Source organism: Pseudomonas sp. P5_A2_2 (assembly GCF_054177685.1).
This window is the reverse complement of the sequence record NZ_JBGCUL010000026.1, coordinates 1-20,901: the sequence shown is the minus strand read 5'-3', so window position 1 is coordinate 20,901 and position 20,901 is coordinate 1. Positions and strand designations below refer to the sequence as shown.

The window sequence follows — 20,901 nt, the reverse complement described above, 5'->3', positions numbered from 1 at the left end:
CTCACTCCTACAAGGGATGCGATTTCAATCGGGAATCAGACCAGGACCTTATCCAGCGCCTTTTCGATTTCCGCTTTGATCATGCCGCTCATGGCCGACATCATCAGGCCCAGTTCCACTTCGACGCGAATCGAATCCTCGGCGACATGCACCGCGCCCTTCACACCCGAGCGCTTGAGGTTCAGGGTGTCGCCGGACCACTGCGGCTCCAGGCCATACTGATCGGAAAGTTTCTGCGCCAGCTTGTCGGCCTTCTCGCGAGCCGCTTCCTTACCCAGGCCATGGGCACGTTCAACACTAATACGGGCCATCAAATGACTCCTGCTTTATGGATGCTTTCCCGAGGCATCTTGACCTCTGCTGCGTCAAAACGTCCCGATGGTTGCCCATCTTACCTTCAGCCTTGCCAAGACAAAGCATGGCTTGGGGATTAGAATGTCGCGCATTCTCTTTTGGTGACAGCGATATGACTGATCAGCGCAAAGGCAGCGATGCCGAACCCACCACTCACTTCGGCTTCAAAAACGTTCCGGAAAGCCAGAAAGCGGAAAAAGTCGCTGAGGTTTTCCATTCGGTAGCCGCCAAGTACGACCTGATGAACGACCTTCTGTCGGGCGGCATGCACCGTTTGTGGAAGCGTTTCGCGATCGAACTGTCGGGCGTGCGCACCGGCAACCGCGTGCTGGATATCGCCGGCGGTACCGGCGACCTGACCCGCAAGTTCTCGCATCTGGTAGGCCCGACCGGCCAGGTCGTGTTGGCCGACATCAACGAGTCCATGCTCAAGGTCGGTCGTGACCGCCTGCTGGACCTCGGCGTGGCCGGCAACGTTGAATTCGTCCAGGCCGATGCGGAAAAACTGCCGTTCCCGGACAACCATTTCGACTGCGTGACCATCGCCTTCGGCCTGCGCAACGTGACCCACAAGGAAGATGCCCTGCGCTCGATGCTGCGCGTGCTCAAGCCTGGCGGCCGTTTGTTGGTTCTGGAGTTCTCCAAGCCGACCAACGCGTTGATGTCCAAGGCCTACGACGCCTACTCGTTCGCCTTCATGCCGCTGATGGGCAAGCTGATCACCAACGACTCGGAAAGCTATCGCTACCTGGCCGAATCGATCCGCATGCACCCGAATCAGGAAACCCTGAAGTCGATGATGGTCGAGGCCGGTTTCGACCGTGTGACCTATCACAACATGACCGCAGGCATCGTCGCCCTGCACCGCGGCATCAAGCCCTGATGCTGCTCGCCGGCCTGCTCGCCAGCGTTGAACTCGGCCTGAACCGGGTGCTGCGTCTCGACAGCACGGCGCTGCCGCGGCTGGCGCATTTGACCGGCAAAGTGATTGCCGTCGATTGCCGCAGCCCGGCGCTGCAACTGTTCATCCTGCCCAGCGACGAAGGCCTGATGCTCGCCTCCCAGTGGGAAACCGGCGCCGACTGTACCCTGCGTGCACCGGCTTCGAGCCTGCTGAAACTGGCCACGAGCAAGGACAAGACCTCGACCCTGCACAGCCCTGAAGTCGAACTCGACGGGGACAGCGGCGTGCTGCTGGAACTGGCGGCGATCCTCCAGGACCTGGAGCTGGACTGGGAGTACGAACTCGCACGCGTGCTGGGCCCTGTGGCCACGCAACTGGTCGGCGGTCACCTGCGCAGCCGCGCCCGCTGGTATCAGCAAGGCTTTGCCAGCCTGGGCCAGAACCTGGGCGAATACCTGGCCGAAGAGTCGCGCACCCTGGTCGGTCAGCGCGAAGCCGAAGCCCGATTCAGTGAACTGGACCAGATCAAGCTCGATCTGGAACGTCTCGAGGCGCGTTTCGAGCGCCTTTCCCGATCCCTCGACCCAAGCGATAACGCATGAAGCTGCTTGCCGTCCGCCGTTTGTTGCGCATCCAGCGCGTCGTGATCCGCTACCGCCTCGATGACCTGCTGTTCGCCCTGCCACTGCCCTGGTTCCTGCGGGCGCTGCGTTATGCCCTGCCGTGGCGCTGGTTCCCGCGCAAGACCCTGGACCTGAGCCGTGGCGCGCGCTTGCGCCTGGCATTGCAGGACCTGGGGCCGATTTTCATCAAGTTCGGGCAGATCCTGTCCACCCGCCGCGACCTGTTGCCCGAAGATATCGCCGACGAACTGATGAAGCTGCAGGACCGCGTTCCGCCGTTCGACTCGCAAGTGTCGGTCAAGCTGATCGAAGAACAACTCGGCAAGAAAATCAGCGAAGTCTTCAGCCGTTTCGACGTCGAGCCGCTGGCCTCGGCCTCAGTGGCGCAGGTGCATGCCGCGCAACTGAAAACCGGTGAAGAAGTGGTGGTCAAGGTGATCCGCCCCGGCCTCAAACCGGTGATCGCCCAGGACCTGGCGTGGCTGTTCATCCTCGCTCGCGCCGCCGAAAAACTCTCGGCCGATGCGCGCCTGCTACACCCGGTGGACGTGGTCAGCGATTACGAAAAAACCATCTACGACGAACTCGACCTGCTGCGCGAAGCGGCCAACGCCAGCCAGTTGAAGCGCAATTTCGACGGCTCGCCGCTGCTGTACGTGCCGCAAGTCCATTGGGACTGGTGTCGGCCGAAAGTGCTGGTAATGGAACGCATCTACGGCATTCAGGTTACCGATCTGGCGACCCTGGCCGACCAGCGTACCGACATGAAAATGCTCGCCGAGCGTGGCGTGGAGATTTTCTTCACCCAGGTGTTCCGCGACAGCTTTTTCCACGCCGACATGCACCCGGGCAATATTTTCGTCAGCACCGTGAATCCGTGGAGCCCGCAGTACATCGCCATCGACTGCGGCATCGTCGGCAGCCTGACCCCGGAAGACCAGGATTACCTGGCGCGCAACCTGTTCGCCTTCTTCAAGCGCGATTACCGTCGCGTGGCGCAGTTGCACATCGATTCGGGCTGGGTGCCGGCAGAAACCAAACTCAACGAATTCGAAGCAGCGATCCGCACGGTGTGCGAGCCGATCTTCGAAAAACCACTGAAGGATATTTCCTTCGGCCAGGTGCTGATGCGCCTGTTCCAGACCGCGCGACGCTTCAACATGGAAGTGCAGCCACAGCTCGTGCTGCTGCAGAAGACCCTGCTGAACATCGAAGGCCTGGGCCGCCAGCTGTACCCGGAGCTCGACCTGTGGAACACCGCGCAGCCGTTCCTCGAACGCTGGATGCGCGAGCGGGTCAGCCCCAAAGCCCTGCTCGGCAACGTGCACAGCCAGGTCGAACAGATCCCGCACCTGGCCAACATGGCCCGCGACCTGCTCGAACGCATGTCCCAACCCCATGCCCTCAACCCGCCGCCAGCGTGGCATCGACGCCGTGACGACTGGTTCCTGCGCCTGCTCGGTACGGCCCATCTGGCCGGTGGCGCGATCCTCGCTGCTGGCGGGCCGCTGAACCAGTTGGCTTACTGGCCGGCCGGCATCATGATGGCCGTCGGTTTGTATCTGGTCGTTCGCCGATAGCCAGTCGCGCAACACGCTGGCACACTGTTTGGACGCTGCATTGAACGTAGGCCCCCGATTACTGAAGTGCGGGCCCGTATCGGAGTCGTAGATGAAGAATTGGCTGGACGAGATCAAGTGGGACGCGGACGGCCTGGTGCCGGCGATTGCCCAGGATCACAAGACCGGGCGCGTCCTGATGATGGCCTGGATGAACCGCGAAGCACTGGAGCTGACCGCTGCCGAGAACCGCGCCATTTACTGGTCGCGCTCCCGTGGCAAGCTGTGGCGCAAGGGCGAAGAGTCCGGCCATGTGCAAACCCTGCACGAGATGCGCCTGGACTGCGACGCCGACGTCATCATCCTGATGGTCGAGCAGATCGGCGACATTGCCTGCCATACCGGCCGCCAGAGCTGCTTCTACCGCGTCTTTGAAAACGGAGACTGGACAACGGTCGACCCGGTGCTCAAAGATCCGCACGCAATCTACTCCGCAGGGCATACACATGAGTGACACACTGACCCGTCTGGCCGAAGTACTGGAAGAGCGCAAAGGCGCCGCCGCCGACAGCTCGTATGTCGCCAGCCTGTATCACAAGGGCTTGAACAAAATTCTGGAAAAAGTCGGCGAAGAGTCGGTCGAAACCATCATTGCCGCCAAGGATGCCGCCATCAGCGGCGACTGCAGCGATGTGATCTACGAAACCGCCGATTTGTGGTTCCACAGCATGGTCATGCTCGCCCAATTGGGGCAGCATCCACAGGCTGTACTCGATGAACTGGACCGTCGCTTCGGTCTCTCCGGACACGCCGAGAAAGCCTCGCGCCCGTCCGCCTGAATAACTATTAGAGAGGAGCAGCAGCATGGGCATTTTTGACTGGAAACACTGGATCGTCATCCTGGTTGTCGTGGTACTGGTGTTCGGCACCAAGAAACTGAAAAACCTCGGCACCGACGTCGGCGAATCGATCAAGGGTTTCAAGAAAGCCATGAACGACGACGAAAAACCGGCTGACCCGAATGCGAACCCGGCCCAACCAGTGCCACCGGTACAGCCACAGGCCTCGGTGAACCAGCCGCACACCATCGACGTGCAGGCACAGAAAGTCGAAGAGCCGATCCGCAAAGACGTGTGAGCACTGACTAATGTTTGGTATCAGCTTCTCTGAACTGCTGCTCGTCGGCCTCGTCGCCCTGCTGGTGCTGGGCCCCGAGCGCTTGCCGGGCGCTGCGCGCACCGCTGGCCTGTGGGTCGGGCGCCTGAAGCGCAGCTTCAACGCGATCAAACAGGAAGTTGAACGTGAAATCGGTGCCGACGAGATTCGTCGGCAACTGCACAACGAGCACATCCTGTCGCTTGAGCAGGAGGCGCGGAAAATCTTCACGCCGACCCAGCAGGAGCCGACGCCGGTGGAGCATGTGGGAGAGCAAACGATTCAGGCTCCCGCCGCTAGCGTCGCAGCACCTGCTGCAACGGCAGAACCTGCACCCGTTGTTGCAGCCACTCCGGTTGAACCCGTTACACCTGCGGCTGCGCCCGTTGCGCCGGCCCCTCATGACCCAACACTGCCGCCGCGAGCCCCATGAGCGACCTTCCCGAAAACGACCAGCACATGCCGCTGGTTTCGCACCTCACCGAGTTGCGTACCCGACTGCTGCGCTGCGTAGCGGCGATTTTCATCATCTTCGCCGGCCTGTTTGCTTTCACCCAGCAGATCTACACCTTCGTCTCCACACCGCTGCGCCAGTACTTGCCAGCCGGCGCGACGATGATTGCCACCGACGTGTCGTCGCCGTTCCTCACGCCACTGAAACTGACGATGATGGTCTCGCTGTTCCTGGCGATTCCGGTGATCCTGCATCAGATCTGGGGTTTCATCGCCCCCGGCCTGTACAAGCATGAAAAACGCATTGCCGTGCCCTTGCTGGTCTCCAGCATCTTTTTGTTCTACGCCGGCATGGCCTTCGCCTATTTCCTGGTGTTCCCGCTGATCTTCAAGTTCTTCGCCTCCGCCACTCCGGCCGGCGTGGAAATGATGACCGACATCACCAGCTACCTCGATTTCGTCATGACGCTGTTCTTTGCCTTTGGCGTGGCGTTCGAAATCCCGGTAGCCGTGGTGCTGCTGGTGTGGATCGGTGTGGTCGACGTCAAATACCTGAAGAAAATCCGCCCGTACGTGATCATCGGCTGCTTCGTGGTCGGCATGATCCTGACGCCGCCGGACATCTTCTCGCAGACCTTGCTGGCCGTGCCGATGTGGCTGTTGTTCGAGATCGGCATCCTGTTTGGCAGCCTGATCAGCAAGCGTGGCGAGCACCCGGACGACCAGCCGGCTGACGACAACAACGACCAGCCGCCAGCGACTCAACCGTGAACCTGCTGCTGCTCATCGAGGCCGACTTCATTGCGGCCGACCGGGTGATCCTGCGTGATCGCCGGTTGACGCACATGCAGGAAGTCCACCGCTGTGAAGTGGGCGACAGCATGCGCGTCGGGCGGATCGGCGGGCTGATGGGCTCGGCAGAAGTGCTGCGCCTGGACGCCGACGAGGCGGAATTGCGCGTCACCCTCGACCAGCCGCCACCGGCCAAGCTGCCATTGACCCTGGTATTGGCTCTGCCACGGCCCAAGATGCTGCGCAGGGTGTTTCAGACCGTGGCGGCCATGGGTGTGCCACGGATCGTGCTGGTCAACAGCTATCGCGTCGAGAAGAGCTTCTGGCAGACGCCGTTCCTGGAGCCCGAGGCGATTCGCGAGCAGTTGATCCTCGGCCTCGAACAGGCACGGGACAGCGTGCTGCCGGAAGTCGTCATCGAGAAGCGCTTCAAACCCTTCGTCGAAGACCGTTTACCGGCGATCACCGAAGGCACCCTCGGCCTGGTGGGGCATCCGGGCAATTACCCGCCCTGCCCTCGCGCACTCAGCGAACCGGTGACCCTGGCCATCGGCCCCGAGGGTGGCTGGATTCCCTACGAGATCGACCTGCTGGGCAAATCCGGCCTGCAACCGGTGCAACTGGGCGAGCGCATCCTGCGCGTCGAAACCGCCGTGACCGCGCTGCTGGCCCGACTCTTCTAAACCAGACACAATCCCCCTGTGGGAGCGAGCTTGCTCGCGATGGCGATTTACCAGCCGCCATTGCAGTGGCAGACACACCGTCATCGCGAGCAAGCTCGCTCCCACAAATTCATCATCTGCCCCGGAAACTCACTTGCCCATACATCGGGCAGCGCCTACAGAACCTCGCGCCCCTGCCGATACACCCCCCATAAAACCAAAATGTGGTCCGGGGAGTTCCAGCATGTACCAATGGCTAGCCGAGAATCTGGGAAACGTCAGCGTCAAACGCAAGCTGGGGATCGGCTTCGGCCTGGTGCTGTTACTGACCCTGCTGATCACCTTCACCGGCTGGAGCGGCCTGAGCGGCGTTACCAGCCGTGGCGATAAACTGGGGTTCATCGCCAGTCTCAACGACCTGACCAAGGACCTGCGCATCGCTCGCCTGGATTACGAGATGCGTCGCGGCGAACAAGGTCCCGGCGCCGTCAACGATCTGTTGGGCAAACTCGAAAGCGGCCTGCAGACCGCTCGCGGCCTGATCGAGCAACCGGCTGATACGGCCATGGTCGATCAACAACTGGCCGCTGTCGCCGAATACCGCCGTGCCTTCAGCGACATGACCCAGGCCGGCGCCCAGCGTGAAGACGCCCGCAGCAAACTCGGCGCCACCGCCGACAACGCCGTGGCCCGCGTCGCCGAAGTGGAAAAATCCGTGCTGCAAGGCGACAGCGTGGCGGCGTTCAACAGCGTGATCGACCTGAGCAAACTGATCCAGCAGGCGCGTTTCCAGGTGCGCGGCTACACCTACAGCGGCAAGAGCGAGGCCGAACAGCCAGCCCTCGACGCGATCGACAACGCCCTGAAGAACCTCGAGAGCCTGCCGGCCAAACTGCCTGAAGAACACATCGCCAACCTGAAACAGGCGACTGATTCGCTGAAGGCCTACCGCGCCGCGGTCAGCCAGTTCCGCGACTCCCAGGTGGCCAGTGCCAAGGCCCTGGTACGCATGTCCGCCCAAGGCGAGATCCTGCTGGACATGAGCCAGAAACTCACCGTCTCGCAAACCGTCGTGCGCGACACCGATGCCGCCCACGCCAAGAACATGCTGACCCTCGCCACTGTGCTGGCCATTGCTTTCGGGCTGCTGGCCGCCTGGGCGATCACCCGACAGATCATCATTCCGTTGAATCAGACCCTGGCTGTCGCCGAACGCGTCGCCAGTGGTGACCTGACCCACAACCTGACGTCGCAGCGCCGCGACGAACTCGGCCAGTTGCAGCGTGCCATGCAGAGCATGACCCAGGGTCTGCGCGAACTGATCGGCGGCATCAGCGATGGCGTCACGCAAATCGCCAGCGCCGCCGAAGAGCTGTCCGCCGTCACCGAGCAGACCAGCGCCGGGGTCAACAGCCAGAAAGTCGAGACCGATCAGGTCGCCACTGCCATGAACGAAATGACCGCCACCGTTCAGGAAGTCGCGCGCAACGCTGAAGAAGCATCCGAAGCAGCAGTCGCTGCTGACCAGCAGGCCCGCGAAGGCGACAAAGTGGTCGGCGAAGCCATCGCCCAGATCGAGCGCCTGGCCGTCGAAGTCGGCAACTCCACCGAAGCCATGGGTCATCTCAAGCGCGAAAGCGACAAGATCGGCAGCGTGCTCGACGTGATCAAATCCGTGGCCCAGCAAACCAACCTGCTGGCGCTCAACGCGGCGATTGAAGCCGCCCGCGCCGGTGAAGCCGGGCGTGGTTTTGCCGTGGTGGCAGACGAAGTCCGCAGCCTGGCCCAGCGCACCCAGAAGTCCACCGAAGAGATCGAAGAGCTGATCGTCGGCCTGCAAAGCGGCACGCAGCAAGTGGCGACCATCATGGACAACAGCCGCAACCTGACCGACAGCAGCGTCGAACTGACCCGCCGCGCCGGCGGCTCACTGGAAAGCATCACCCGCACCGTCTCGGCGATTCAGGCGATGAACCAGCAGATCGCCGCTGCCGCCGAGCAGCAGAGCGCCGTGGCCGAAGAGATCAACCGCAGCGTGCTGAACGTACGGGATGTGTCGGATCAGACGTCGGCAGCCAGTGAGGAGACCGCAGCCTCCAGTGTTGAACTGGCGCGACTGGGTACACATTTGCAGATGCTGGTGGGCAGATTCAAGATTTGAGGTGATGCCGTCGCGGGCAAGCCCGCTCCTACAGGGAATTGCGTTGTACACAACCTTGTGGGAGCGGGCTTGCCCGCGATGGCGGCCTACAGGTCGCCGCAATTAGGGAGCCTGACGCAAGAACGCCTGCGCCCGCTGTCTCACACTGGTCATCGCCGTCAAAAAAAAACCCGCTTTCGCGGGTTTTTTTATTATGCCAACTGAGGCTGTTCGCTCATCGGCTTGAGCGGCAGCAACGGCGCATGGGGATCGGCCTTGACCGACTTGCGCCAGGCGTCCAGCCACTCTGGGTGCCCTTCGCTCCAGACCTGCTCATGCAGGCGGGCCAAAGCCACCGGGTCGCTCAACAGCTGCACACGTTCGTTGTTGGTCAGACCTTCAGGTCCAACCTTCATCGCGTGCCGCACCCGCTCGATCCGCAGCCATTCGATCGGCTCGGCCTGACGGTGACGGGAAGTCGCCAGCGAGCACGCCAGGGCGTTCTGCTGTGGATCGACCACCGAACGGACGAAGCCGTCGTTCAGCGCATGCCAGCGGTTTTCGTGGGTGTACTGGTCGGTGGCCAGCAAGGCCTGCGGCGGATTGTATTCCTCAGGGATCAGGAACAGGCTCTCGTCGCGGGACTTGAGGCCCAAACCGACGCGGCTGGAAATCACCGACACCGGGATCGACAGCATCAAAGAACCGACAATCGGCACCAGCCACCACAGGAAGCTCGGGTTCAGCCAGATCACCAGCATGGCCCAGAAGAAGCCCAGAAGGGTTTGCGGGCCGTGGCGCTTGACCGCTTCGCTCCACGGCGTGGAGTCGTCGTCACGTTGCGGCGAGTTCCAGGTCGCGGCCCAGCCGAGGAACGCGGCGAGGACGAAGCGGGTGTGGAAGATCATCCGCACCGGCGCCAGCAGCATGGAGAACAGCATCTCCAGCAGCATCGACAGGGTCACCTTGAATTTGCCGCCAAACTCTTTCGCGCCCTTGGCCCAGATCAGGATGATGCTCAACAGCTTCGGCAGGAACAGCAGCACGATAGTGGTCGAGAACAGCGCAATCGCTTTGTCCGGGTGCCATTGTGGCCACAGCGGATAAAGCTGACGCGGTTCGAGGAAGTACTGCGGCTCCATCAGCGTGTTGACCGCCAGCAGCGCGGTCGACAGCACCAGGAAGAAGAACCACAACGGCGCCGACAGGTAAGACATCACACCGGTCAGGAACACCGCACGGTGCACCGGGTGCATGCCCTTGACCAGGAACAGGCGGAAGTTCATCAGGTTGCCGTGGCACCAGCGACGGTCTCGCTTGAGTTCGTCCAACAGGTTTGGCGGCAGTTCTTCGTAGCTGCCCGGCAAGTCGTAGGCAATCCACACACCCCAACCGGCACGGCGCATCAGCGCGGCCTCAACGAAGTCGTGGGACAGGATCGAGCCGGAGAACGCGCCTGTACCGGGCAACGGCGCCAGGGCGCAGTGGTCGATGAACGGCTTCATGCGGATGATCGCGTTGTGGCCCCAGTAGTGCGACTCGCCCAACTGCCAGAAGTGCAGACCGGCGGTGAACAGCGGGCCGTACACACGAGTGGCGAACTGCTGCATGCGCGCATACAGGGTATCCATGCMTGACGCACGTGGCGCGGTCTGGATAATCCCGGCGTCCGGCGTGGCTTCCATCAGGCGCACCAGACTGGTCAGGCACTCGCCGCTCATCACCGAGTCGGCGTCGAGTACGACCATGTACTTGTAGTCACCGCCCCAACGACGGCAGAAGTCATCGAGGTTGCCGCTTTTACGTTTTACGCGACGACGACGGCGGCGATAGAAGATCTTGCCGAAGCCCCCGGCTTCACGGCAGACATCCAGCCAGGCCTGTTGCTCGGCGACACAGATATCGGCGTCGTTACTGTCGCTGAGGACGAAGAAGTCGAAGCGGTCCAGGTCACCCGTGGCCGCGACCGACTCGAAAGTCGCGCGCAAACCGGCGAATACCCGTGGCACGTCTTCGTTGCAGATCGGCATCACCAGGGCGGTGCGCGCATCCTTGGGAATCGGCTCGTTGCCGGCACTTTTACCGGAGATACGGTATTTATCGTGGCCGGTCAGCAATTCGAGGAAGCCCATCAGTGCGGTCCAGAAACCGGCCGATACCCAGCAGAACAGAATCCCGAACAGGATCAGGATGCTGGTCTGCAACGCATACGGCAGCACTTGCGTGGCGGTTTGCAGCAGCGGTTGGTGCAGCACTTCGTTGAGGTCGACGAACGACCAGCCCTGGTACGGCATGATGCCTTTCATGTACCAGCCGGCAACGATGGTCTGGCCGAGCATCAGCAGCAACAGAATGTAGCGACGGATCGAACCCACGGTGCGCCAGCGCGCGGCAGGCAACACCCGTTCGTCCTTCGGCGGCTTCGGCGGGTTGGTTCGACCGGTCATCCGGCGCCAGCCACGCACCAGAATGTTGGTGCGCCACGGCTCCGGCACGACCTTGGTCCGCCGGATCGGCGGGGTCGCCTTGAGGCAGACCCGGCCGTTGGCGTCGAGCGCCAGCATTTCCGCGTCCTGCAGCTCCTCGGCGGTGCTCAGGGTCAGGCGTTTGCCGACCGAAGCCTGGGCGGCTTCGGTCGGGGCATCGAACGTCGATGACGACAGGCGTTCGTGCAATTCGCTGAAAGACTGGCAGCCCGCGAGTTCCGCGCGCTGCTCGTCGGTCATCGGCAGATGCGCCAGATACTCGGAGAGAGTTTCTGGCCGTACTTGAGAGTTACTCATCGGCAGGCAACTGATAGCTCCAGGTTTCGGTCAGGACTTCTTCAGTCGGGGCCGATTCCGGTGTGGCTGGGGCCGCGTCGGCAGCGGCAGGCTGCTTGGCGTCTTTATTGGCCTTGTCCTTGGCCTCTGCAGCAGGCTTCGCTTCAGACTGCTTGGCCTCCGCTTGCTTGGCTTCCTTGTCCGCTTTCTCTTGTTGCTTGGCGGCAACCTTGTCGGCCTTGGCAACCGACGAGTTCGACGACGGGATCGAAGTCTTGGCCAGGTCCGCCGGCACAATATTCTGCACCAGTGCAGCACGCATTTCAGTGGCCTTGCCCGGATCCTTGATCTTCATCCGCAGGGTCAGGCGCCAGCCCTTGGTTTCAGGGTTGTAGCGCACGCTGTTTTCCACCAGTTCGGCGTTGTCGCCGATGCTGACCTGGCTGCGAACTTCCGCATCTGCCGGCAATGCCGCCAGAGACGGGCCTTCGAAGTCCACCAGATAGGCAACGCTGCCGTCCGGCTGACGAATCAGGTTGGACTGTTTGACGTCACCGGTGGAACGCAGGGTCTGTTTGACCCAGGCGCTGTCCGGCGCGTGAATCGTCTCTTCGTCCATGGTCCAGTGCATACGATAAGCGACATCGAGCGGCTGGCCAGGTTCCGGCAATTTTTCCGGGTTCCAGAAGGCAACGATGTTGTCGTTGGTTTCGTCGGCGGTCGGAATCTCGACCAGGTCGACCGTGCCCTTGCCCCAGTCACCCTTCGGCTCGATCCAGGCGCTTGGGCGCTTGTCGTAGCGATCGTCGAGGTCTTCGTAGTGGCTGAAGTCACGGCCACGTTGCAGCAGACCGAATCCGCGCGGGTTTTCCACGCTGAAGTTGCTCACGGCCAGGTGTTTCGGGTTGTTCAGCGGACGCCAGATCCACTCGCCGTTGCCGGCATGGATCGCCAGACCGCTGGAGTCGTGCAGCTCGCGACGGTAGTTCAGTACTTTCGACGGCTGGTTGGCGCCGAACAGGTACATGCTGGTCAACGGGGCGATACCCAGCTTGCCGACCTTGTCACGCAGGAACATCTGCGCCTTGACGTCGACGATGGTATCGCTGCCCGGACGCAAAATAAGGCGATAGGCGCCGGTGGCACGTGGCGAATCCAGCAGGGCGAAGATCACCAGGTGCTTGTCGCCTGGCTTGGGCTGCTGAATCCAGAACTCGCGAAAGCGCGGGAATTCTTCGCCGGACGGCAACGCGGTATCAAGCGCCATGCCGCGAGCGGACAAGCCATAGACGTGACCCTTGCCGACGACGCGGAAGTAGCTCGCGCCGAGCATGGTCATGATTTCGTCTTGCTTGTCGGCCTTGTTGATCGGGTACAGCACACGGAAACCGGMATAACCCAGTTGTTCAGTGGCCTTGGGATCGAACTGCATGTCGCCGAAATCGAAACGACTCGGGTCGTATTTGATCTCTTCGACGGTGTTCGCAGTGATTTCGTTGATTTTCACCGGCGTATCGAAATGCATGCCCTGGTGATAGAAGGACAGCTTGAACGGCGTCTTCTGATCAGCCCATTCGGCTTTTTCCGTCAAAAAGCGAATTTTCTGATAGTCCGCGAATTTCATGTCGCGGAACTCGTTCGGCAGGTTACTGCGCGGCGCTTCGTATTTCTGCCCGGCCAGCTCTTTTGCCTTGGCCGATACATCATCCAGACTAAATGCCCAAAGCTGGCCGGCGCTGAGCAGGCAGAGCAATGCAGAGCCCGCTACCAGGGCGCTGCGTAACCGTTTGGCAGACAATTTTGGTGCGTTACAGGGACTAACAATCACGAGCAACCCTCGCCGAAAACAGATCAAAAAACCAACGGCCAGTTAAAGGGTCTGCACGGTGTACGGTATGAAAAAACCGCCCTTGCAAACCACTCTTGCCAAGTTGGCGAGCATTGTTCCGACTCCGCTGGGGCGAAATGATTCCCCAATCGGATCCGGACAAGTCTCTACCTAAGTCAAAATGGACCAACGAACGCTGATCCCCGTAGCGCGCGATTATCTAGTAGGCCGCGTTACAACGCATCAGGGGTAACAAAGTATTTATCGCGAAAAAGCCCTGCTTTCAGTCGAATTGAGCGTAAAAACTTGTTTCAAACGCTTTCAGGTCTGTAACAGGAAGGTTACCGGGCCATCATTGACCAGGTGCACCTGCATATCCGCGCCGAATCTACCTGATGCCACAGTGCCATGCACCTGTTTCGCTTTGTTTAATAAATAGTCGAATAGCTCCTCGCCCAGCGCCGGAGGGGCCGCAGTCGAAAAACTCGGACGCAGCCCGTTTTTAGTATCGGCAGCCAGAGTGAACTGAGAGACCAGCAGCAGCCCGCCGCCCACATCCGCCAAGGATAGATTCATCTTGCCCTCAGCGTCACTGAACACCCGATAGTTAAGCAGCTTATTGAGAAGTTTGTCGGCGCTGGCCCGCGTGTCGTCGGGCTCGACGGCTACCAGGACCAGCAATCCCTGATCGACGGCACCTACGACTTCGCCCGCGACCTCGACCCGCGCGCCGCGCACCCGTTGCAACAGGCCCTTCATGCTTCTTCAGGCGGCAGGTCAAGCAGTCGCCGGGCCATCAGATTGGCGGCGCGCACCAGCGCGTCGGTGATGCCCGGTTCGGAAGCGGCATGACCGGCATCGCGGATGACCTGCAGTTCGCTGTTCGGCCAGGCTTGATGCAATTCCCAGGCGTTATCCAGCGGGCAGATCACGTCATAGCGACCATGGATGATCACGCCGGGCAAATGGGCGATCTTGTCCATGTTGCGGATCAACTGGTTCGGCTCCAGGAAGGCGTGGTTGCTGAAGTAGTGGCATTCGATGCGGGCAATCGACAATGCACGCTGCGGCTCGGAGAAACGATCGACCACCAGCGGGTTAGGACGCAGGGTCGCGGTGCGGCCCTCCCAGGTGGACCAGGCCTTGGCCGCGTGCATCTGGGCAATCTGGTCGTTGCCGACCAGACGCTTGTGGAACGCGGTAAGCAAGTCATTGCGCTCGTCCAGCGGGATCGGCGCGATGTAGTCCTGCCAGTAATCGGGGAACAGGCGGCTGGCGCCGGACTGGTAGAACCATTCGATTTCCTGCGGACGGCAGAGAAAGATCCCGCGCAGGATCAGACCGTGTACACGTTCAGGATGGGTTTGTGCGTAGGCCAGCGCCAGGGTCGAACCCCATGAGCCGCCAAACAGCACCCATTTGTCGATTCCCAGGTGCTGGCGAATCCGCTCGAGGTCGGCGACCAGATCCCAGGTGGTGTTGTTTTCCAGGCTGGCGTGGGGCGTGGAGCGACCGCAACCGCGCTGATCGAACGTGACAATGCGATAGAGATTGGGATCGAAGAAGCAACGACTCTGGGCATCACATCCGGCACCGGGACCACCATGGATGAACACCACGGGCAAACCTTCCGGTGAACCGCTTTCGTCGACATACAGCGTGTGAGTCTCGTCGACGGCCAGATCGTGCCGGGCGTGGGGTTTGATCTGCGGGTACAAAGTCTGCATTGCGCACTCCGTAAGGGGTCAAGGTCATCCCTGGGGGGACTTCTATTATTCTGCCGTCCGGCATCATAAACCCGAATTACGTCAATGAGCATGCCCGTGCGAAGTCAGAGTTTCGCCGCCAGATATCCGAACAAGGTTTCGTACAGCGTATCGACCTCGGCCACCTGCCCGCGAGCCCGCAAACAGCCATGAACCAAACCCTCGCCGACATATAGCGTGGCAGCCACGCCCGCAGCCTTCAGTCGCTCGGCATACAGCACGCCGTCATCGCGCAACGGGTCGAATTGCGCCACCGCGATCCATGCCGTTGGCAGACCGCTGAAATCCGTGGCGAGCAATGGCATGGCGTAGGCGTTCGGATGACGGGTGCCTTGCAGGTAGAGCGCGTGATAGCAATCGACGTCACTGCTGCTGAGTAACGGCGCGTCGATGCACTCACTGCGCGATGGCAGCCGGTAATCGCCGCCCAATCCCGGATAGATCAGAATCTGCGCGCACGGCAGCGGCTCGCCGGTATCGCGCAGCGCCAGGCACAACGCCGCCGCGAGGTTGCCACCGGCACTGTCGCCGGCCACCAGCATGCGCGCAGGGTCGAGTTGAAACGGCCTGGTGAGCAGTGCTCGCCAGACCTTCAGGCAATCATCGAACCCGGCGGGAAACGGATGCTCCGGCGCCAGGCGGTAATCGACGGCGATCACCCGTACACCCAGTGTCGATGCCAATTCGGCGCAGATGAAATCGTGGGAGTCCAGGCCCCCCACCACCCAGCCACCGCCATGCAGGTAAACGATGCACGACGCACCGCTGGCCGGTGGTTGATAGGAACGAACCGCAACACCGGCCAACTCGAAATCAACCACAGACAACCCGGCAGGGCGCGCCGGGGTAAACGCCCGGCACATCTCGCTGTAAGCCTGGCGCAATCCGGCGATGCTGCTGTCGGTGCTGTTGAAACTGACGGTTTTCTCGACGAATGCCGTCATTTGCTCGGAAAGCGGGTAAGGAGTCATTAGCCTGGTGCCCGTTCAGGGAGATGTGTGGTGACCACCTGTGGGAGCGAGCTTGCTCGCGATAGCGGTAGGACATTCAAAATTGATGTCAACTGATACGCCGCCATYGCGAGCAAGCTCGCTCCCACAGGTCTTGCACAGAGCAGACAGGGGTCAGTTCTTCAGGCTGGCCTGAACCGTCGCCACGCTATCCTTGCCATCGAAGCTGCTGACACCCGCCAGCCAGCGCTGCAAGTCTTCGGGATGGTCACGCAGCCATTTTTTCGCGACATCCTGAGCTGTCTGGCGCTCCATGATCGGCACCATCAACTGGCTTTCCTGGGCGGCGCTGAACGTGAGGTTTTCCAGCAGGCGATTGACGTTCGGGCAACGCTGGGCGTAATCCGGCGCGGTTACGGTGGAAACGGTCGCGGCACCTTCATTCGGCCCATAGACATCTTCGCTGCCGGTCAGGTAGTTGATTTTCATGTTGATGTTCATCGGGTGCGGGGTCCAGCCGACGAACACCACGAATTCCTTGCGATTCACCGCCCGCTGCACGGCCGCCAGCATCCCGGCCTCACCGGACTCGATCAGTTTGAAATCCTTCAGGCCGAAGTGATTGGTCTCGATCATGGTCTTGATCGTGGTGTTGGCGCCGCTGCCCGGCTCGATGCCGTAGATCTTGCCACCTAGCTGATCCTTGAATCTGGCGATGTCGGCGAAGGTTTTCAGCCCGGCCGCCGCCACATAGTCCGGGACCGCGAGGGTGGCCTGGGCATCGGCCAGGCTCGGGTTGTCCATGACCTTGACCTGATTGGCAGCTACGAACGGTGCGATGTTTTTATCCATCGCCGGTTTCCAGTAACCAAGGAAGATGTCCAGGCGGTTGTCGCGGATGCCGGCGAAGATGATTTGCTGCACGGCGCTGGTTTGCTTGCTTTCATAGCCAAGACCGTTGAGCAGCACATCGGCCATGCCACTGGTGGCGATCACGTCGGTCCAGTTGACCACGCCCATGCGCACGGTTTTGCAGGAAGCGTCGTCCGCGGCCATGGCGCCGGCGCTCAACAGAGCGGTGCCGCAGAAGATTGAGAGACAGCGGGTGAACAGACCTTTGGGGCTTGTCATAGAGAGCATTCTCGTGCGGCAGCGGATTATTGTCGGGGCGGTGTCTTTGTGCACCGTGGCCAGAACATTACGCAGCAGACGAGCGGTAGAAGCGAACTGTGGCGACCGTGTTTTGCACGGTGGCGACTGTCATGAGCAGATATTGAGGCATATGAAAACCTGTGGGAGCGAGCTTGCTCGCGATGAGGCCATGACATTCAACATTGATGTTGCCTGCCAGGCCGCCATCGCGAGCAAGCTCGCTCCCACAAGTTATGCGGCAGGTTAGCGGTTGTAGTGCTTCTCGCCCCAGGCCAACAACCCTTGCAGCAACTCCTTCAACACCACCCGCGTCGGCTCCGCCAGGTCCGGGCGATAACGGAACGGCTCGAACTCCTCCATATACGTGCACTGCCCCAGCTCCAGCTGCACGGCGTGGATGTTCTCGGCCGGATTGCCGTAATGACGGGTGATGTGCCCGCCCTTGAAGCGCCCGTTGAGCACGTGGGTGTAATTGTCGTGAAGCGCGCAGATCGCTTCCAGTTGGGTCGCAAGCTGTGGATCGCAACTGGCGCCATTGAAGGTACCAAGGTTGAAGTCCGGCAGTTTACCGTCGAACAGGTGCGGGATCAGCGAGCGGATCGAGTGCGCATCGAACAGCAGCGCATAGCCGAACTCGGCCTTCAATCGCGCCAGTTCCTGCTGCAGGGTGCTGTGGTAAGGCGTCCAGATCTGTTCCAGATAGGTCGCACGCTCTTCTTTCGAAGGCTCCAGCCCTTCGCGGAACAATGGCACGCCGTCGAACAGCGTCGCCGGGTACAGGCCCGTGGTTGCGCCCACGTACAGTGGCTTGTCGTCGGACGGCCGGTTAAGGTCGATGACGAACCGCGAGTACTCGGCGGCCAGGGTACTGGCGCCCAGTTCAGCGGCGAAATCGTACAACTGCGGGATATGCCAGTCGGTGTCCGGCAGGCTTTTTGCCTGCGGGATCAACCCGGCTTCGACCGCTGGCGTCAGGCGCACACCGGCGTGTGGCATGCTGATCAGCAGCGGCACGCGGCCTTGTTTGAAGTTCAGAACCTTATCCACAACAGATCTCCTACAGACTTGATTCGACGCCGTGGCGCACGACGCGTTTTTCCAGATCGCCGCCCAGCCAGTAACAGAGGTCGGCCGGACGATCGATTTGCCAGGCGACGAAATCCGCAACCTTGCCCGCCTCCAGCGAACCATGGGTGTCGGCCATGCCCAAGGCCGTGGCGGCGTGAATCGTCGCGCCGGCCAGGGCTTCTTCCGGGGTCATGCGAAAACAGGTGCAAGCCATGTTCAGCATCAGGCGCAACGACAGTGCCGGCGAGGTGCCCGGATTGAGGTCGCTGGCGATGGCGATTTTCACACCGTGCTTGCGCAAGGCATCCATCGGCGGCAATTGGGTTTCGCGCAGGAAGTAAAAGGCGCCGGGCAACAGCACGGCAACCGTACCGGACTTGGCCATGGCAATGGCGTCGTCCTCGGTCATGAACTCCAGGTGATCGGCGGACAGCGCGTGATAACGCGCCGCCAGGCTCGAGCCATGCAGCGACGACAACTGCTCGGCGTGCAGCTTCACTGGCAGGCCCAGTTTCTGGGCGGTAATGAACACCCGCTCGACCTGCGCCGGAGAGAACGCCAGGTACTCGCAGAACGCGTCCACCGCGTCCACCAATCCCTCGGCGGCCAAGGCCGGGAGCATGTCGGCGCAGATGTGATCGATATAGTCGTCAGCGCGGTCCTTGTACTCCGGCGGCAGGGCATGAGCCGCCAGGCAGGTGCTGCGCACGCTGACCGGCAGTTCGGTGCCGAGGCGACGGGCCACACGCAGCATCTTGCGCTCGTTGGCCAGGTCCAGGCCGTAGCCGGACTTGATTTCGATGCTGGTGACGCCGTCGCGCATCAGGCTTTTCAGACGCTTGGCGGCACTGGCGAACAGTTCGTCTTCGCTGGCCGCGCGGGTGGCGCGCACGGTGCTGGCGATACCGCCGCCGCTGGCGGCGATTTGCGCGTAGCTGACGCCTTGCAGGCGCTGTTCGAATTCACCGCTGCGGTTACCGCCGAACACCGTATGAGTGTGGCAGTCGATCAGGCCCGGTGTGACCCAGGCCCCGCTCAAGTCGTTGACGGCCGGGTACTCGCCCGCCGGTAACTCACCGCGCGGGCCGATCCACTCAATGTGCGCTCCTGACGTCACGATGGCCGCGTCCTCGATGATCGAGTAGACGCCTTGTACCATGGTTGCGACGTGGCAGTGTTGCCAGAGAGTTTTCATCCTTGGCCTCCATTAGGTTATCGATGAGAAAAAACAGGGTCCTGTGTCACCAGGGCTGCCTGGCCCGCCGCCGGTTTCACCCACGTCAGGTAAGCCAGCACCAGCAGCACGATCCAGACCACGCCGACGATCAGCGCTGCCTGGGTGTCCGGGAAATAGCCCAGCACGCCGAAAATGAACAGCATGAAGGCAATCGCCGCCGCCGGCGCATAGGGCCAGAGCGGTACCGGGAATTTCAATTGTGCAACCTGCTCGGCGCTCATGGACCGGCGCATGGCCACTTGGGTCACCAGAATCATCAGCCAGACCCACACCGTGGCAAAGGTCGCGATGGAAGCGATCAACAGGAACACGTTTTCCGGGATCAAAAAGTTCAGCAACACGCCCAGCAGCAGCGCGGCGCTCATCACCACCACGGTCATCCATGGCACGCCATTGCGCGACAGGCGCGCGAAGCCCTTGGGTGCATGCCCTTGCTGGGCCAGACCGAACATCATGCGGCCAGCGCCGAAGATGTCACTGTTGATCGCCGAAATCGCCGCCGTGATCACCACGATATTGAGGATGGTGGCCGCCGAGCTGATGCCCAGCTTGTCGAAAATCTGCACGAACGGGCTGCCCTGGCTGCCGATCTGCTGCCATGGAAAGATCGACATCAGCACCAGCATCGTCAGCACGTAAAACAGCAGGATCCGCAACGGTACGGCATTGATCGCCCGGGGCAGCACGTGTTGCGGGTCTTTGGCCTCACCTGCCGTTACGCCGATGATTTCAATACCGCCAAACGCAAACATCACCACCGCGAACGAAGCAATCAGACCGCCCATGCCATTGGGCATGAAGCCACCCTGGGTCCAGAGGTTGCTGATGTCGGTCGCCTGGCCAGGGGCCGAGCTGATGCCGAACAGCATGATGCCGAAACCGCCCAGGATCATCGCGACGATGGCCGCGACCTTGAGCAGCGACAGCCAGAACTCCATTTCACCGAAGACTTTGACGTTGCACAGGTTCAAGCCGCCGACGATGGAAACGACACCCAGCACCCAGATCCAGCGGGAGACCTCCGGAAACCAGAAGCCCATGTAAATACCAAATGCCGTGACGTCGGCCATGCCGACGATGACCATTTCGAATGCGTAGGTCCAACCGAGGATGAAGCCCGCCATCGGCCCAAGATAGGTACTGGCGTATTGGCCAAAGGAACCGGCCACCGGGTTGTGCACCGCCATCTCACCGAGGGCGCGCATGACCATGAACACGGCCRCACCACCTATCAGGTAAGCGAGCAGTACTGCAGGCCCGGCCATTTGAATGGCCGAGGCAGATCCATAAAACAGCCCGGTGCCGATCGCCGACCCCAGCGCCATGAAGCGAATATGTCGGGCAGAGAGCCCGCGTTTCAAACCTTTTTCTGGCTGTTGCATTTCTCGTCCCTAATTATTGTTATTCGACGCAAAATCGAATCGCGAGCAAGCTCGCTCCCACATAGGATTGCATGAAACCTGTGGGAGCGAGCCTGCTCGCGAAGGGGCTATTAC

The 20,901-nt window shown here is 61.2% G+C and carries 20 protein-coding genes and 1 pseudogene; 11 read left to right on the top strand and 10 right to left on the bottom strand.

From position 1 onward, the window contains the following. Positions 1–35 precede the first annotated feature (35 nt). Positions 36–311 carry a polyhydroxyalkanoic acid system family protein gene (locus ACXRVY_RS04975; RefSeq protein WP_108216228.1) on the bottom strand — a complete coding sequence of 92 codons (276 nt, stop codon included), beginning with the start codon at positions 309–311 and terminating at the stop codon, positions 36–38. A 155-nt stretch (positions 312–466) separates the two neighbouring features. Between ACXRVY_RS04975 and ubiE the strand changes: the two genes are divergently transcribed. The 11 genes and pseudogenes from ubiE (at position 467) to ACXRVY_RS04920 (ending at position 8,663) form a co-directional block, all read left to right on the top strand. Next, on the top strand, positions 467–1,237 hold the full coding sequence (ubiE, locus tag ACXRVY_RS04970; RefSeq protein WP_007989286.1) for a bifunctional demethylmenaquinone methyltransferase/2-methoxy-6-polyprenyl-1,4-benzoquinol methylase UbiE: 771 nt from the start codon (positions 467–469) through the stop codon (positions 1,235–1,237). Beyond that, positions 1,237–1,860, top strand: a complete 624-nt coding sequence (locus ACXRVY_RS04965; RefSeq protein WP_223457786.1) for a ubiquinone biosynthesis accessory factor UbiJ — start codon at positions 1,237–1,239, stop codon at positions 1,858–1,860. The genes ubiE and ACXRVY_RS04965 overlap by 1 nt, the downstream gene beginning before the upstream one ends. Next, complete coding sequence (gene ubiB / locus ACXRVY_RS04960; protein WP_223457788.1) at positions 1,857–3,461, top strand: ubiquinone biosynthesis regulatory protein kinase UbiB; 1,605 nt, start codon at positions 1,857–1,859, stop codon at positions 3,459–3,461. Before ACXRVY_RS04965 ends, ubiB begins: the two co-directional genes overlap by 4 nt. A 91-nt stretch (positions 3,462–3,552) precedes the next feature. Further along, positions 3,553–3,954, top strand: a complete 402-nt coding sequence (hisI, locus tag ACXRVY_RS04955) for a phosphoribosyl-AMP cyclohydrolase (protein WP_150796910.1) — start codon at positions 3,553–3,555, stop codon at positions 3,952–3,954. Continuing rightward, the gene (locus tag ACXRVY_RS04950) at positions 3,947–4,279 is read left to right on the top strand and encodes a phosphoribosyl-ATP diphosphatase (protein ID WP_008047820.1); all 333 of its coding nucleotides are present in this window, start codon (positions 3,947–3,949) and stop codon (positions 4,277–4,279) included. The genes hisI and ACXRVY_RS04950 overlap by 8 nt, the downstream gene beginning before the upstream one ends. Before the next feature lie 25 nt (positions 4,280–4,304). Continuing rightward, complete coding sequence (locus ACXRVY_RS04945) at positions 4,305–4,577, top strand: twin-arginine translocase TatA/TatE family subunit (RefSeq protein WP_108216223.1); 273 nt, start codon at positions 4,305–4,307, stop codon at positions 4,575–4,577. A 10-nt stretch (positions 4,578–4,587) separates the two neighbouring features. Continuing rightward, a complete protein-coding gene (tatB, locus tag ACXRVY_RS04940; RefSeq protein ID WP_223457790.1) occupies positions 4,588–5,028 on the top strand; it encodes a Sec-independent protein translocase protein TatB in 441 nt (146 codons plus the stop codon). Further along, a complete protein-coding gene (gene tatC / locus ACXRVY_RS04935; RefSeq protein ID WP_223457793.1) occupies positions 5,025–5,819 on the top strand; it encodes a twin-arginine translocase subunit TatC in 795 nt (264 codons plus the stop codon). The genes tatB and tatC overlap by 4 nt, the downstream gene beginning before the upstream one ends. Then, on the top strand, positions 5,816–6,523 hold the full coding sequence (locus ACXRVY_RS04930) for a 16S rRNA (uracil(1498)-N(3))-methyltransferase (RefSeq protein ID WP_223457795.1): 708 nt from the start codon (positions 5,816–5,818) through the stop codon (positions 6,521–6,523). Before tatC ends, ACXRVY_RS04930 begins: the two co-directional genes overlap by 4 nt. Before the next feature lie 223 nt (positions 6,524–6,746). Beyond that, positions 6,747–7,808 (top strand): annotated as a pseudogene (locus ACXRVY_RS04925) (methyl-accepting chemotaxis protein); the annotation flags it as partial. Beyond that, entirely contained in the window at positions 7,791–8,663 is an 873-nt protein-coding gene (locus ACXRVY_RS04920; protein WP_458237075.1) for a methyl-accepting chemotaxis protein, read from the top strand. The pseudogene ACXRVY_RS04925 and the gene ACXRVY_RS04920, both read left to right, overlap by 18 nt. Positions 8,664–8,854: 191 nt before the next feature. On the opposite strand, the gene mdoH is transcribed toward ACXRVY_RS04920, so the two are convergent. The 9 genes from mdoH to ACXRVY_RS04875 all read right to left on the bottom strand — a co-directional run bounded on the left by mdoH (position 8,855) and on the right by ACXRVY_RS04875 (position 20,787). Further along, the gene (mdoH, locus tag ACXRVY_RS04915; RefSeq protein WP_458237074.1) at positions 8,855–11,425 is read right to left on the bottom strand and encodes a glucans biosynthesis glucosyltransferase MdoH; all 2,571 of its coding nucleotides are present in this window, start codon (positions 11,423–11,425) and stop codon (positions 8,855–8,857) included. Next, positions 11,418–13,232: a glucan biosynthesis protein gene (locus ACXRVY_RS04910; RefSeq protein ID WP_458237073.1), complete on the bottom strand. Its 1,815-nt coding sequence runs from the start codon at positions 13,230–13,232 to the stop codon at positions 11,418–11,420. Before ACXRVY_RS04910 ends, mdoH begins: the two co-directional genes overlap by 8 nt. A gap of 321 nt (positions 13,233–13,553) precedes the next feature. Next, positions 13,554–13,991 (bottom strand): D-aminoacyl-tRNA deacylase, encoded by a 438-nt coding sequence (gene dtd, locus ACXRVY_RS04905; protein ID WP_223457803.1) that lies wholly within the window; start codon positions 13,989–13,991, stop codon positions 13,554–13,556. Continuing rightward, complete coding sequence (gene pip / locus ACXRVY_RS04900) at positions 13,988–14,959, bottom strand: prolyl aminopeptidase (RefSeq protein WP_223457804.1); 972 nt, start codon at positions 14,957–14,959, stop codon at positions 13,988–13,990. Before pip ends, dtd begins: the two co-directional genes overlap by 4 nt. Positions 14,960–15,063: 104 nt before the next feature. Next, a complete protein-coding gene (locus ACXRVY_RS04895) occupies positions 15,064–15,969 on the bottom strand; it encodes an alpha/beta hydrolase (protein ID WP_223457805.1) in 906 nt (301 codons plus the stop codon). Positions 15,970–16,122: 153 nt separating this feature from the next. After that, positions 16,123–17,079 (bottom strand): choline ABC transporter substrate-binding protein, encoded by a 957-nt coding sequence (gene choX, locus ACXRVY_RS04890; RefSeq protein WP_223457806.1) that lies wholly within the window; start codon positions 17,077–17,079, stop codon positions 16,123–16,125. A 264-nt stretch (positions 17,080–17,343) separates the two neighbouring features. Continuing rightward, positions 17,344–18,147 carry an N-formylglutamate deformylase gene (gene hutG, locus ACXRVY_RS04885; protein WP_223457807.1) on the bottom strand — a complete coding sequence of 268 codons (804 nt, stop codon included), beginning with the start codon at positions 18,145–18,147 and terminating at the stop codon, positions 17,344–17,346. Positions 18,148–18,157: 10 nt separating this feature from the next. Continuing rightward, positions 18,158–19,363, bottom strand: coding sequence for an imidazolonepropionase (gene hutI, locus ACXRVY_RS04880; RefSeq protein WP_223457808.1), 1,206 nt, complete (start codon positions 19,361–19,363; stop codon positions 18,158–18,160). 17 nt (positions 19,364–19,380) lie between these two features. Then, positions 19,381–20,787, bottom strand: coding sequence for an amino acid permease (locus ACXRVY_RS04875; RefSeq protein WP_458237072.1), 1,407 nt, complete (start codon positions 20,785–20,787; stop codon positions 19,381–19,383). Positions 20,788–20,901 lie beyond the last annotated feature (114 nt).

Excerpts from the sequence above, each read along its gene's own strand:
- ACXRVY_RS04895 (WP_223457805.1), bottom strand. The coding sequence starts at position 15,969 with ATGACTCCTTACCCGCTTTCCGAGCAAATGACGGCATTCGTCGAGAAA.
- hisI (WP_150796910.1), top strand. The coding sequence starts at position 3,553 with ATGAAGAATTGGCTGGACGAGATCAAGTGGGACGCGGACGGCCTGGTG.
- hutI (WP_223457808.1), bottom strand. The coding sequence starts at position 19,363 with ATGAAAACTCTCTGGCAACACTGCCACGTCGCAACCATGGTACAAGGC.
- tatB (WP_223457790.1), top strand. The coding sequence starts at position 4,588 with ATGTTTGGTATCAGCTTCTCTGAACTGCTGCTCGTCGGCCTCGTCGCC.
- ACXRVY_RS04920 (WP_458237075.1), top strand. The coding sequence starts at position 7,791 with ATGCAGAGCATGACCCAGGGTCTGCGCGAACTGATCGGCGGCATCAGC.
- ACXRVY_RS04965 (WP_223457786.1), top strand. The coding sequence starts at position 1,237 with ATGCTGCTCGCCGGCCTGCTCGCCAGCGTTGAACTCGGCCTGAACCGG.
- tatC (WP_223457793.1), top strand. The coding sequence starts at position 5,025 with ATGAGCGACCTTCCCGAAAACGACCAGCACATGCCGCTGGTTTCGCAC.
- ACXRVY_RS04975 (WP_108216228.1), bottom strand. The coding sequence starts at position 311 with ATGGCCCGTATTAGTGTTGAACGTGCCCATGGCCTGGGTAAGGAAGCG.
- ACXRVY_RS04945 (WP_108216223.1), top strand. The coding sequence starts at position 4,305 with ATGGGCATTTTTGACTGGAAACACTGGATCGTCATCCTGGTTGTCGTG.
- dtd (WP_223457803.1), bottom strand. The coding sequence starts at position 13,991 with ATGAAGGGCCTGTTGCAACGGGTGCGCGGCGCGCGGGTCGAGGTCGCG.
- ubiB (WP_223457788.1), top strand. The coding sequence starts at position 1,857 with ATGAAGCTGCTTGCCGTCCGCCGTTTGTTGCGCATCCAGCGCGTCGTG.
- pip (WP_223457804.1), bottom strand. The coding sequence starts at position 14,959 with ATGCAGACTTTGTACCCGCAGATCAAACCCCACGCCCGGCACGATCTG.
- ACXRVY_RS04950 (WP_008047820.1), top strand. The coding sequence starts at position 3,947 with ATGAGTGACACACTGACCCGTCTGGCCGAAGTACTGGAAGAGCGCAAA.
- choX (WP_223457806.1), bottom strand. The coding sequence starts at position 17,079 with ATGACAAGCCCCAAAGGTCTGTTCACCCGCTGTCTCTCAATCTTCTGC.
- ubiE (WP_007989286.1), top strand. The coding sequence starts at position 467 with ATGACTGATCAGCGCAAAGGCAGCGATGCCGAACCCACCACTCACTTC.